This is a genomic window from Arthrobacter sp. KBS0702, from assembly GCF_005937985.2.
In the GTDB taxonomy this organism is placed as follows: domain Bacteria; phylum Actinomycetota; class Actinomycetes; order Actinomycetales; family Micrococcaceae; genus Arthrobacter.
Genome location: NZ_CP042172.1, coordinates 1,120,608 through 1,132,456, shown reverse-complemented (window position 1 = coordinate 1,132,456; position 11,849 = coordinate 1,120,608). Strand labels below are relative to the sequence as shown.

Here is an 11,849-nt window from a genome sequence, read left to right as displayed (position 1 = left end):
TGTCCGGTCATCGGCGTGACTGTCCGGCAGCGCTATCAGCGTCGGCCGCGTTGCTCGCGTCCACCACGATGCAGGTCACGTTGTCGCGGCCGCCGCTGCGCAGGGCGGCCTGGATCAGCTGGTCCACGGCGGCCTGCGGGTCCGGTTCGGCGCCCAGGACCCGGGCGATGTGCTCGTCGTCGAGCTCGCCGTTGAGGCCGTCCGAGCAGACCAGGATCCGGTCGCCGTCCTCGACGGGCATCAGCCAGTAGTCGGCTTCCGTCTCGTCGCCGGTGCCGAGGGCACGGGTGACCACGTGGCGGCGCGGGTGCACCGCAGCCTCGGCCGTGGTGATCTCGCCGGCGTTCACCAGTTCCTGCACCTCGGAGTGGTCCACGCTGACCTGGCTGAGCTGGCCCTGGCTGAGGCGGTAGGTGCGCGAATCGCCGATGTTCATCACCAGCCAGTTCGGGATGCCCATTTGCTCCACAACGACGACGCCGGAAAGAGTGGTGCCCGCACGGGACCCGGTCGCCTCGCGGATGTCGGCGTCGGCCTTCAGCAGGGCCTGCTGGACGATCGCCGCGGTGGCGCCCCGTTCCCCCGTGGCGAGCTGGGGAACCTCGGCGAGGGTGCGCACGCAAATGCCGCTAGCGATCTCGCCGGCCTCGTGGCCACCCATGCCGTCGGCGACAGCGAAGACCGGGTCTACGGCGATGAAGGAATCCTCGTTCATCTCACGGCGCAGGCCGCGGTCAGTGCCGTAGCCGGAGTTGAGCCGGAGGCTGGGGGCACCCTTGGGCGCGGTTCCGGATGGAGCTGCAGAAGCCCCGGCTGGAGGAACGGAAGACGGTTGGGATGTCATACCTGTCCTAGGTCGAAGGAACGGCCACCGAAATGCACGGTGAATCCGGGGCGCACGGGGGTGGGTTCCCCGTGCGCCGGTGCGGCGCGGAGGGCCTCCACGCGGAACGCGCTACCGGGATAGTACCGGGTTCAGAGCCTCCACGGCGGGTTGCGCGCCGCAGGGTCACCACGGTGTGGAACCGCCCTAGTCCAGGACCAGGCCCTTTCCGCTGCCGCGCTGCAGCTCCACGGGGTGGATCTCGCCGAATCCGCGCACGTTCTCGGCGTCCCGCGGAAGCAGCACAAAGCGTTCGTCGTGTTCCAGCGCGGAGGCCGTCATGGAGTCCACCAGCACCGTGCCGGGGTCGGCCAGCGCCGTGAGCCTGGCGGCCAGGTTCACGGTGGGACCGTAGATATCGCCCAGCCGGGAGAGGATGCGGCCCCAGACCATCGCGACGCGGGCCTGCGGCAGGATCTCGTCCTCGTTGAACGCCTGGGCGAGGGCCAGCGAGATCTCGGCCCCGGCCGCGGGAGTCTCGGCAATGTAGAGCACTTCGTCGCCCACCGTCTTCACCAGGCGCCCACCGCCGACGGAGATGATTTCGGCGCACTTGTTTTCGAAGCGCTGCACCAGCTGGGCGAGTGTCTTTTCGTTCATCCGGCGGGAGAGGCTGGTGTAGGAGACCAGGTCCGCGAAGCCCACGGCGCGGGCGAGCGGCAGCGGCGCGTCGTCCTCGTCCCCTTCGCGGCCCTCCTCGCTGGAGGCGAGGCCCGCCTCGGCACGAACGGCGAGCCGCTGCACGCCGGCGTTGAGCTGGCGGCGCCAGGAGTAGACCAGCATTTCCTCGAGCGCGTCCACGAGGGACGGCAGCTCGGCGACCAGCCGCTTGCGGGCCACGGCGTCGGTGACCCCCTGCTGGTGGACCATGTCCTCGACCAGGGCCTCGATCTGCCAGACCACCATGCGGTCCGTCATCTGGCCGATGGCGCGGGTGACCGAGATGGCCGCTTCCTCGGTGAGCTTGCCGGCGCGGACCAGGTCCACCACCGTGCTCAGGGCTGCCTGGTCCCTTTCGGTGAACGCCACGTCCTCGTCACCCAGGTTGGGGAAGCCCAGGGCGCGCCAGAGTTTCCGGGCGGACAGCAGCGACAGTCCGGCGCCGGCGGCCACCTCGCGGCGGCGCAGCTTGCGTTCGCCGCCCAGCAGCCGTTGCTCCAGGGCCTTGGTGGCGAGGCGTTCGGCGGACATGGTGCCGGTGGCGGGCGCCGCGGCTGCGGCGCCGTCGGGGGCGGATTCGGCGGCGTCGGGGGCGGCGTCGGCGTCGTCGGCGGACAGGGAGGAGTCGTCTGCTGCGGCTGCCTCGGCGGCTGCGGAGTCCAGCACGGCCACTTCGAGGGCGGAGACGTCGACGACAGCTTCGGGGACGTCCGACGGCTCGGGGGCCAGGAGTCCGGTGTCCGGGTGCGCGTTCTCAGCGTTCATCTCTTCCACCTTCCCTCATGTCCCGTGGCCAATCGCCGGTGTCGCGCATCGTGTCGTCGGCCTCAATCAGTTCACCCTCCGGAATTTCGTCAATCGCGTCGAGGATGAAGTTCCGGAACGTCATGACCTCGGGGACATCCGGAATCACCGTGCGTGCGGGGTACCCGGTTTCCAAGGATATATTCCCCGAGCGCAATGACCGCTGGAGCAGGGTCTGTTCGATGACCACATTACGGACTGCGGCCAGCGGAACCTGCTGGTCGCGCCGTCGCAACATGCCGTAACGGGCAATCAGGCGGCGGCTGGTCAGGGTGTAGCGGCTGGCGTGCCAGGTCACCACCTTGGGCAGGCAGTAGGCAACCAGGACCCATGCTCCCAGTGCGAGGCTGGCGCCGAGCAGCCATGGCGTCCAGGCCGGGGTGACGAGCGGGACGAGCTTGGCCGGCCCGCCCTTCACGATCCAGGCGCAGGCGAAGGCGGTGAGGGCGCAGACCAGAATGAACACCAGGGCCGGACCAATCAGCATCCGGGGCTGGGGGCGGGTAACAACAATCACTTGCTCGCCCGGGAGGAGCTCCTTACGCATAGCCGCTTTCGCCGCGGGCCTCGCCGGGAGGGGTCCAGGGGCGCAGGTGCACAACGTCGCCGGCGGTCACCAGGTGCTCGTGTCCACCGGCATCGACCACCAGCAGGGAACCGTAGTCGTCCAGCCGGGAGGCGTGGCCGATGATCTCGTGGTCACCGGGGAGCTGGGCCCGGACCTGCTTGCCGAGCGTGGTCAGCACGTGCTCCACCCGCTTGTGCAGCGAAGGTCCGCCCGCCATTCCCGCGGCGGGGTCGCCGTCGGCGTTGCAGAAGCTGCGGTAGAGCGTGGCGAAACGGGAGAGGTAGCTCTTGAGCAGCGCGGTCCGGTCCACAGTGGCGGGCTGTTCCAGCAGCACCGACGTGGCGGTGGGCACGGGCAGCTCGGACGCGGTGAGAGTGACGTTCAGGCCGGTTCCCAGCACCACGGGGGGCACGGCGCCGTCGCCCAGCGGGCCCAGTTGCGCGAGGATGCCGGCGATCTTCTTGCCGCGGACCAGCACGTCGTTGGGCCACTTGAGCTCGGCCGGGATCCCTGCCGTCTCCAGCAGGGCCTCCCGCAGTGCCAGGGCGGCCAACAGCGAGAGCCAGGAGTAGCTCTGGGTGGGCAGCGGCCGGCCCTCGGCGTTGACCGGCCGGAGCACGATCGAGACGGACACGGAACTGCGGGCGGGTGCTTCCCAGTGCCGGTCGAGGCGGCCGCGGGCGGCGCTCTGGTACTCGGCGGCGAGCACGGAGAGGTCGGGCCACGCTTGGGGATCCACGGTCACGCCGTGCAGCAGATCCGCGTTGGTGGAGCCGGTGGACTCCACCACGCTCAGCTGCGGAATGCCATTGGCCGAGAGGAACGCGGCGTCGCCGAGGGCGCCCCGGTCCAGGGGTGGACGGTCCGGTGTCTCCTGAGCGGCTTCCATGCTTGAATCCTACCGAGTTACCGCTCCGCCGGCGCCGGGCCAGTCACCGCGGAACGTCCCCATGTTTGGACGCCGCCGCCGGCGGGTTGGGCCGAAACGCCGCGGACTTACGGCGTCGAACCCGCAAAGATGGGGAGTTTCGGCGGCCGCGGTCCACGCCCGGGCCGTGGGAAACCGCCGGAAACTCAGAGGAAAATGTCAGGGACCAGCCGGTCTTCAGGCGCACCCAGGCTGTACGGCGCGAAGTCGGTCACGCCGGCCGCGGCCAGGACCTGTTCGTCGGTGTAGAAGTTGCCGCTCCAGCTGCCGGATTCGGGGACCGCGTTGCTGGCAGTCAGCACCGCGTGCGCCGCGTCGGCCATGATCTGCGGGCCGCGGGCACCGCGGACGATCTGCTCGCCGCCGGGCATGTTGCGGATGGCTGCCGTGTCAATCAGGGTGCAGGGCCACAGCGAGTTCACGCTGATGCCGTCCACCTTGAGCTCCTCGGCCAGGCCCAGGGTGGTCAGGCTCATGCCATACTTCGCCATGGTGTAGGCCAGGTGCATCCCGGCCCACTTGGGATCCAGGTTCAGCGGCGGTGAAAGCGTCAGGATCTGCCCGGCGTCGGAGTCGCGCAGCGCGGGCAGGGCGAGCTTGCTGAGCAGGAACGTGCCGCGGACGTTGATGTCCTGCATCAGGTCGTAGCGCTTCATGTCCAAGGCATCGGTCTTGGACAGGTCGATCGCCGAGGCGTTGTTGATCACGATGTCGATCCCGCCGAAGCGTTCGACCGCGGCGGCGACGGCGCCGGCGACGTCGGCGTCGTTGCGCACATCGCCGACCAGCGGCAGCGCCTGCCCCCCGGCCGCCTCAATCTGCTCGGCGGCGGAGTACACGGTGCCCTCGAGCTTGGCGTGCGGCTGGCCCGTCTTGGCCAGCAGCACGATGTTGGCGCCGTCCCGGGCGGCCCGGGTGGCGATCGCCAGGCCGATCCCGCGGCTGCCGCCGGACATCACGATGGTGCGGCCCTGGAGGGAACCCGAGGCCTGATAGGGGCTCTGCTGCTGCGGGGAGGTGCCGGAAGCGTCGTTGCTTGAAGTCATAGGGACACTTTAGCCGATGTTACTGACCAGTAACATCCCCATTTGCGGGCCGGGCGCGACGCTCCCGCCCGGTTACTCCCGCCGTGGCGGCCGAAATGCGGCGCGCGCCCGCGGCATTCCGGGGACCCGCCCCGGTGCAACTCCGGACAACTGGGCTGGAACGGAGCGGGCGGCAGTGAGGGGTTGAAGTGAGGGGTTGGAACGAAAATTGTAGGTTTTCTACAGCGGCGTGCGCGAATACCGTCACTAGACTTGCCAGCACGGCCATGTTTTTGTGTGGAATCCACTTAAGCGCCACACGGGCCAGCTACTGCAAAGACCAACAGAGCCGGAGACACTTGATGAGCCACGATCTGACCACGACCGCGGGAAAGATTGCCGATTTCCGCGACCGCCAGGCCCGTGCCGAGCAGCCCTCCGGCCCGGAAGCGATCGAGAAGCAGCACGCCCGTGGCAAGAACACCGCCCGCGAGCGCATCGACCTGCTGCTCGACGCCGGTTCCTTCGTGGAGTTCGACGCCCTCGCCGTGCACCGCTCCACCGCGTTCGGCATGGAAAAGAAGAAGCCGCTGGGCGACGGCCTGGTCTCCGGCTACGGCACCGTGGACGGCCGCCCCGTGGCTGTCTACAGCCAGGACTTCTCCGTCTACGGCGGCTCGCTCAGCCAGGTCAACGGCGAGAAGATCGTCAAGGTCCAGGAGTTCGCGCTGCGGAACGGCTGCCCCGTCGTCGGCATCCTCGACGGCGGCGGCGCCCGCATCCAGGAAGGCGTCGCCTCGCTGGCCATGTTCGCGGACATCTTCCGCAACAACGTGCACGCTTCCGGCGTCGTCCCGCAGATCTCGCTCATCATGGGCCCGTCCGCCGGCGGCGCCGCCTACTCCCCCGCCCTGACCGACTACGTGGTGATGGTGGACAAGACCTCGCACATGTTCATCACCGGCCCGGACGTGATCAAGACCGTCACCGGCGAAGACGTGGACATGGAAACCCTGGGCGGGGCGCGGCAGCACAACGCGAACACCGGCACCTCCACCTACCTCGCCGCCGACGAGGCGGACGCGGTGGAGTTCGTCCGCGAACTCCTGGACTTCCTGCCCTCCAACAACCTCGCCGAGGCCCCGGTGCTGGAGCACTCCCAGGAGCTGGAGCTCGACGACGACGACCTCGCCCTCGACGTGCTGATCCCGGACTCCGCCAATCAGCCCTACGACATGCGCAAGGTGATCGAGCAGATCGTCGACGACGCGCACTTCCTGGAGATGCAGTCGCTTTACGCGCCGAACGTCATCATCGGCTACGGCCGCGTTGAGGGCCACACCGTGGGCATCGTTGCCAACCAGCCGATGCAGTTCGCCGGCACCCTGGACATCGCCGCCTCGGAGAAGGCCGCCCGCTTCGTCCGGCACTGCGACGCCTTCAACATCCCGATCATCACGCTGGTGGACGTGCCGGGCTTCCTGCCGGGCAAGGACCAGGAGTTCCAGGGCATCATCCGCCGCGGCGCCAAGCTGCTCTACGCCTACGCGGAGGCCACCGTGCCGAAGCTGACCGTGATCACCCGCAAGGCCTACGGCGGGGCGTACATCGTGATGGGCTCCAAGAAGCTCGGCGCCGACCTCAACCTGGCCTGGCCCACCGCGCAGATCGGCGTGATGGGCGCCCAGGGCGCGGTGAACATCCTGTACCGCCGCGAACTCGCCGCGGTCGCGGAGGCCGGGGGCGACGTCGAAGCCAAGCGCGCCGAGGTCATCCGGCAGTACGAGGAGGAACTGCTCAACCCGTACCAGGCCGCCCAGCTGGGCTACGTTGACGCGGTCATTGCCCCGTCCGAGACGCGCCTGCAGATCATCAAGGGCCTGCGCGCGCTGCGGGACAAGCGGGCCAGCCTGCCCGCCAAGAAGCACGGGAACATCCCGCTGTGACCGGGTCCGAGCCTGTGGAACCCGCCGAGCAGCCGGCCCCGGCCGAAAGCCTGCTGTCCGTCGTGAAGGGCGAGCCGACGGCGGAGGAACTGGCGGCGCTGACCGCTGTCGTCCTCTCCCTGGGCAGCGGCGAGCCGGCCGCGCCGGAGAAGCCCGGCGCACGGCACTGGATCCGGCGGCAGCAGCTGCAGCTGGCGCCCAAGCCCGGCCCCGGTTCGTGGAAGCGCAGCCGCGGCTAATAAAAGTTCAGTAACCCTTTCATAACTGGCGCTGCCCGGCTAGTCTCGTTCGGGTGACTACCGAAACGACTGAGAACACCACGCCCGACAACCCGGTGCCGCCGCGCCCGCAGACCGCGATCGACGCCGTCGCCGACGCCTTCACGGACACCCTGATCCGGCTTAATCCGAGCTTCGCCACCGAACTTGGCCTGCCCGGCCACGAAACCGAGTACCCGGACTTCTCGCCGGCCGGGCACGACGAGTTCGCCGCGGCCGCGCGGGAGGCCCTCGCCGCGCTGGAGGGGCTCGAGCCCGCGGACGACGTCGACGCTGTCACCCTGGACGCCATGCGGGAGCGCCTCGGCCTGCAGCTGGAAATCCACGAATCCGGCTGGGACCTCGCCGAGCTGAACAACATCGCGTCCCCGCCCCAGGAGATCCGCGCGATCTTCGACCTGATGCCGACCGACACCGCCGCGCAGTGGGACCACATCGCGGGCCGGGCGCACAATGTCCCCGCCGCCCTGGACGGCTACATCGTGTCCCTGCGCGCCGCCAAGGAGGCCGGCAGGGTCGCCGCCGCCCGGCAGGTGCGGATCGTGATCGAGCAGGCCACCAAGCACACCGCGGAGGACGGATTCTTCGCGAAACTGGCCGCCGAGGCAAAGACCGCCGAGGGCGCGCTGCCCGCGGACGTGCAGGCCAAGCTCGATGCCGGTGCCGCCGCCGCCCGCGCCGCCTACGCCCGGCTGTCCGGCTTCCTCGAATCCGAGCTGCTCCCGGCCGCCCCGGAGAAGGACGCCGTGGGCCGCGAGCGCTACGCCCTGGCCTCACGCTCCTTCCTCGGCGCCACGGTGGACCTCGAGGAGACCTACGCCTGGGGCGTGCAGGAACTCGACCGACTGATCGCCGAACAGGAGCGCGTGGCCAACCAGATCCGCCCCGGCGCCACGGTGGAGGAGGCCAAGGAGATCCTGAACAGCGATCCGGCCCGCCAGCTCAAGGGCACCGACGCCCTCCGGGCCTGGATGCAGGAGCTCTCCGACAAGGCCGTGGCCGACCTCGCCGGCGTGCACTTCGACATCCCAGACCCCATGAAGACCCTCGAATGCAAGATTGCCCCCACCCAGGAAGGCGGCATCTACTACACCGGCCCCTCGGACGACTTCAGCCGCCCGGGCCGGATGTGGTGGTCCGTGCCGCCGGGTGAGGACACCTTCACCACCTGGGCCGAAACCACCACGGTCTACCACGAGGGCGTTCCGGGCCACCACCTGCAGGTCGCCACCGCCACCTACCGGCGCGAACTGCTGAACAAGTGGCGGCGCAATGTCTGCTGGACCTCGGGCCACGGCGAGGGCTGGGCCCTGTATGCGGAAAAGCTCATGCAGGAGCTGGGCTATCTGAAGGATCCGGGCGACCACATGGGCATGCTCGACATGCAGCGCATGCGGGCGGCCCGGGTGGTGTTCGACATTGGCGTACATCTGGAGTTGGAGGTGCCCGAGCGTTGGGGGTCGGGCACCTGGACTCCGGACACGGGGTACGAGTTCCTGAAGCAGAACCTTGCGATCAGCGAGGGCCAGCTGAAGTTCGAGTTCACCCGCTACCTCGGCTGGCCGGGGCAGGCGCCGTCGTACAAGGTGGGCCAGCGGCTCTGGGAGCAGATCCGTGCCGAGCTCGAGTCCCGGCCGGGCTTCGACCTCAAGGCCTTCCACACCAAGGCGCTCAACATGGGGTCCGTGGGGCTGGACACGCTGAAGCGGGCGCTGCTGGGGTAGATCTCGCTGCCCGGGAAGGCGGCCGTGCAGCGGCACGGCCGCCTTCCCACCCGATCCACGCGCGAACGGACACTTGAGGCCCCGCGCCAACGCGCGAACGGACAGTTGAGGCCCCGCGACGGTCCGACGGGGAGAGACAATCGCCACACTGTGCGCTGGAATATCTTCACAAACGGGTGGTCTTTCGGCGTCTTTGCGGGGATCTTGTGGGCGCCGACAAAACGGCGCCGCGTAATATTTCTCAACGTTCGTTCGTCGTGTTATGGGCGGCGGTCCTAGCGTGTTCGAGTGACCACTCAGACAAGCACCCCCGCAACCGCAGGAAAGCCCGGTTTCCAGCTGCCCAAATGGGCCGGCTCTTTTGGCTTCCAAATCATCGCCGCGCTGATCGTCGGACTGGGCCTCGGCCTGCTCGCAAAGTACACGGGCAGCACCAAGACCAACCCGAACGCCCTCGGCGCCACGCTGCAGACCATCGGCTCGAGCTACGTCTCGCTCCTGCAGACCGCCGTCGTGCCCCTCATCTTCACCGCCGTCGTCAGCTCCATCTCCAACCTGCGCGCCGTCTCCAACGCGGCCCGGCTGGCTTGGAACACGCTGCTCTGGTTCGCGATCACCTCGCTGATCGCCGTGCTGATCGGCATCGGCCTGGGCGTGCTGCTGCAGCCGGGCGCCGGCACCGGCATCACCCAGCAGGCCAAGTACGCCGGCAAGTCCGGTGACTGGTGGGCCTTCCTGATCGGCCTGTTCCCGAAGAACTTCCTGGGCCTCGGGGCGAGCACCACCGTCACCGACGGCGTCGCCACCACCGCCGTAAGCTTCAACGTCCTGCAGATCCTCGTGATCGCGATCGCCGTCGGCATCGCCGCGCTGAAGGTAGGCAAGGCCGCCGAGCCGTTCCTGAACCTCAACGCCTCCGCCCTGGCCGTGATCCAGAAGGTTCTCTGGTGGATCATCCGGATTGCCCCGCTCGGCACCGTGGGCCTGATCGGCAACGCCGTGGCCGTCTACGGCTGGGACACCATCGGCTCCCTGGGCAAATTCGCCTTTGCCATCTACGTGGGCCTGGCCCTCGTGCTGTTCGTGGTCTACCCGATCCTGGTCCGCAGCCACGGCCTCTCCATCAAGCAGTACTTCTCCGGCGTTTGGCCCGCCGTGCAGCTGGCCTTCGTGTCCCGTTCCTCGGTGGGCACCCTGCCGCTGACCCAGCGCGTGACCGAGCGCTCCCTGGGTGTACCCCGCGCCTACGCCTCCTTCGCCGTGCCGCTGGGCGCCACCACCAAGATGGACGGCTGCGCCGCAATCTACCCGGCCGTCTCCGCAATCTTCGTGGCGCAGTTCTTCGGCATCCAGCTGGACATCACCCAGTACCTGCTGATCGCCCTCGTCTCCGTGCTGGGCTCCGCCGCGACTGCCGGCACCACGGGCGCTGTCGTGATGCTGACCCTGACGCTCTCCACGCTGGGACTGCCCCTGGCCGGCGTCGGGCTCCTGCTGGCGATCGACCCGATCCTGGACATGGGCCGCACCGCGGTCAACGTGGCCGGCCAGGCTCTGGTCCCCACCATCGTGGCCAAGCGCCAGGGCATCCTGGACGAGGCGCTCTACAACGCCCCGCGCAACGGCGACCCGTTCAGCGACGACGTCGTTGACGCCCCGGCCGCCGCCGCTCCGGTTGACGCCGACGCCAACGCCCCGGCTGCCGACGGGCGCGAACTGGCCGGCGCGAAGGCCTAGGCAAAAAGGCCCGGGCATTTGCCCAGGCACCGAACACAAAAGTAGTCCCCGGGAATTCCCGGGGACTACTTTTTTGCCTCTGGCCGGGCGGGGCTAGTGGCCGCCTCCGCCGATGACGCCCTTCTCCACGGCCTTGGTGACCGCGTCGGCCTCGGCCTGGGTCAGGGTGCCGTCGCTGACAGCCTTGTCCAGCCGGGTCTTCAGCGCCGCAGCGTGCTCCGACTGTTCGGCGGTCCGGAGCTCCTCGAGGGCCGCGGTGACCTTGGCCTCGTCGATGCCGAGCGACGCGGCGAGGGACTTCGCCAGCTCCGCCTCCATCGCGGCGCGGTCCGGCTTGGTGCCTTCGGCCGGCGGGGTGGTCGGTTTGTGCGCGTCGCGGAAGGCCTTCAGGGCCGCGGTGACCTTGGCCTCGTCGACGCCGAGCTTGGTGGCCAGCTCGGAGGCCTTCGCACCGCCGAAGCCGCCGCGTTCGCCGCGTTCGCCGCCGTGGCCGTGGCCGCCACGCATGCCCACGCCGTCACCGGGCATGGTGCTGCCGTCCGTCGGGGCGCTGGAGCTGGCACTGGGGGCGGGGGTCGGCGTCGTGGTGGCGGAAGCCATCCCGGCCAGTCCGAGGCCGGCGCCCAGGGCGATGGCCGTGGCCGAAACGCCGAGCGTGATTCTCTTGGTACGTGACATCTGATGTCTCCTGGATCTGCCGCGCGGTGACGGCTCGGTTCTGTTTTGCTGCGCTGTCTTTTTCAAGACGTGAGTTCATTCTGCTCCGGCGGCCTCGGCTGGAGCTGTCCGCAACCTTTCATCTTCCTGTGAAAGATTCCGGCCGGACTTTTTCGTTGCCTCGGCCGGCAAAGTGGCTAGGCTCAGGACATGCTGATTGTCACCTCGAATGACATCCCCGGCCACCGGATCGACGCCGTCTTCGGCGAGGTCATGGGGCTCACCGTCCGCGCGCGGGACATCGGCGGCCAGGTGGCGGCGGGGCTGCGGTCGCTGGCCGGCGGCGAGCTCCGGGAATTGACCCAGGTCCTCTACGAGAGCCGGCAGGAGGTCATGGCGCGGATGGTCGCAGAGGCGGCACAGCGCGGCGCCAACGCCATCGTCGCAATGCGGTTCGACACGGCGCGCATGGCCAATAACTGGACGGAAATCTGCGCCTACGGCACGGCCGTGTTCGCGATCCCCCTGGGTGAGGGCGAGGCCGGCGCCACCGGCCAGTCCCTGCAGTTGGCCCGGCGATCCGACGGCGGCTCCGTCGTCAGCGAATAAAGTTGCCCGGAGTGCAAACATGCACATAGT

The 11,849-nt window shown here is 69.0% G+C and carries 11 protein-coding genes; 5 read left to right on the top strand and 6 right to left on the bottom strand.

Annotated features, from left to right (window positions below):
• Positions 1 to 7 precede the first annotated feature (7 nt).
• The 5 genes from FFF93_RS05140 to FFF93_RS05120 form a co-directional block, all read right to left on the bottom strand.
• Positions 8 to 844 (bottom strand): PP2C family serine/threonine-protein phosphatase, encoded by an 837-nt coding sequence (locus FFF93_RS05140; RefSeq protein WP_138769876.1) that lies wholly within the window; start codon positions 842 to 844, stop codon positions 8 to 10.
• A gap of 186 nt (positions 845 to 1,030) precedes the next feature.
• Positions 1,031 to 2,308: an adenylate/guanylate cyclase domain-containing protein gene (locus FFF93_RS05135; RefSeq protein ID WP_138769877.1), complete on the bottom strand. Its 1,278-nt coding sequence runs from the start codon at positions 2,306 to 2,308 to the stop codon at positions 1,031 to 1,033.
• The gene (locus FFF93_RS05130; RefSeq protein WP_138769878.1) at positions 2,298 to 2,894 is read right to left on the bottom strand and encodes a PH domain-containing protein; all 597 of its coding nucleotides are present in this window, start codon (positions 2,892 to 2,894) and stop codon (positions 2,298 to 2,300) included. The genes FFF93_RS05135 and FFF93_RS05130 overlap by 11 nt, the downstream gene beginning before the upstream one ends.
• Positions 2,887 to 3,804 (bottom strand): biotin--[acetyl-CoA-carboxylase] ligase, encoded by a 918-nt coding sequence (locus FFF93_RS05125; RefSeq protein WP_138769879.1) that lies wholly within the window; start codon positions 3,802 to 3,804, stop codon positions 2,887 to 2,889. Before FFF93_RS05125 ends, FFF93_RS05130 begins: the two co-directional genes overlap by 8 nt.
• 185 nt (positions 3,805 to 3,989) lie before the next feature.
• The gene (locus tag FFF93_RS05120) at positions 3,990 to 4,889 is read right to left on the bottom strand and encodes an NAD(P)-dependent oxidoreductase (RefSeq protein WP_138769880.1); all 900 of its coding nucleotides are present in this window, start codon (positions 4,887 to 4,889) and stop codon (positions 3,990 to 3,992) included.
• Between the two features lie 341 nt (positions 4,890 to 5,230).
• Between FFF93_RS05120 and FFF93_RS05115 the strand changes: the two genes are divergently transcribed.
• The 4 genes from FFF93_RS05115 (at position 5,231) to FFF93_RS05100 (ending at position 10,553) form a co-directional block, all read left to right on the top strand.
• Positions 5,231 to 6,814 (top strand): acyl-CoA carboxylase subunit beta, encoded by a 1,584-nt coding sequence (locus FFF93_RS05115; protein WP_138769881.1) that lies wholly within the window; start codon positions 5,231 to 5,233, stop codon positions 6,812 to 6,814.
• Entirely contained in the window at positions 6,811 to 7,053 is a 243-nt protein-coding gene (locus FFF93_RS05110) for an acyl-CoA carboxylase subunit epsilon (RefSeq protein ID WP_261375304.1), read from the top strand. The genes FFF93_RS05115 and FFF93_RS05110 overlap by 4 nt, the downstream gene beginning before the upstream one ends.
• A gap of 53 nt (positions 7,054 to 7,106) precedes the next feature.
• Positions 7,107 to 8,816 (top strand): DUF885 domain-containing protein, encoded by a 1,710-nt coding sequence (locus tag FFF93_RS05105; protein ID WP_186372238.1) that lies wholly within the window; start codon positions 7,107 to 7,109, stop codon positions 8,814 to 8,816.
• A 288-nt stretch (positions 8,817 to 9,104) separates the two neighbouring features.
• The gene (locus FFF93_RS05100) at positions 9,105 to 10,553 is read left to right on the top strand and encodes a dicarboxylate/amino acid:cation symporter (protein WP_138769882.1); all 1,449 of its coding nucleotides are present in this window, start codon (positions 9,105 to 9,107) and stop codon (positions 10,551 to 10,553) included.
• A 93-nt stretch (positions 10,554 to 10,646) separates the two neighbouring features.
• On the opposite strand, the gene FFF93_RS05095 is transcribed toward FFF93_RS05100, so the two are convergent.
• Positions 10,647 to 11,231: a hypothetical protein gene (locus tag FFF93_RS05095; protein ID WP_138769883.1), complete on the bottom strand. Its 585-nt coding sequence runs from the start codon at positions 11,229 to 11,231 to the stop codon at positions 10,647 to 10,649.
• Between the two features lie 189 nt (positions 11,232 to 11,420).
• Here FFF93_RS05095 and FFF93_RS05090 point away from each other — a divergent pair, with 189 nt between their 5' ends.
• On the top strand, positions 11,421 to 11,819 hold the full coding sequence (locus FFF93_RS05090) for a YbjQ family protein (RefSeq protein ID WP_138769884.1): 399 nt from the start codon (positions 11,421 to 11,423) through the stop codon (positions 11,817 to 11,819).
• Positions 11,820 to 11,849: the final 30 nt, after the last annotated feature.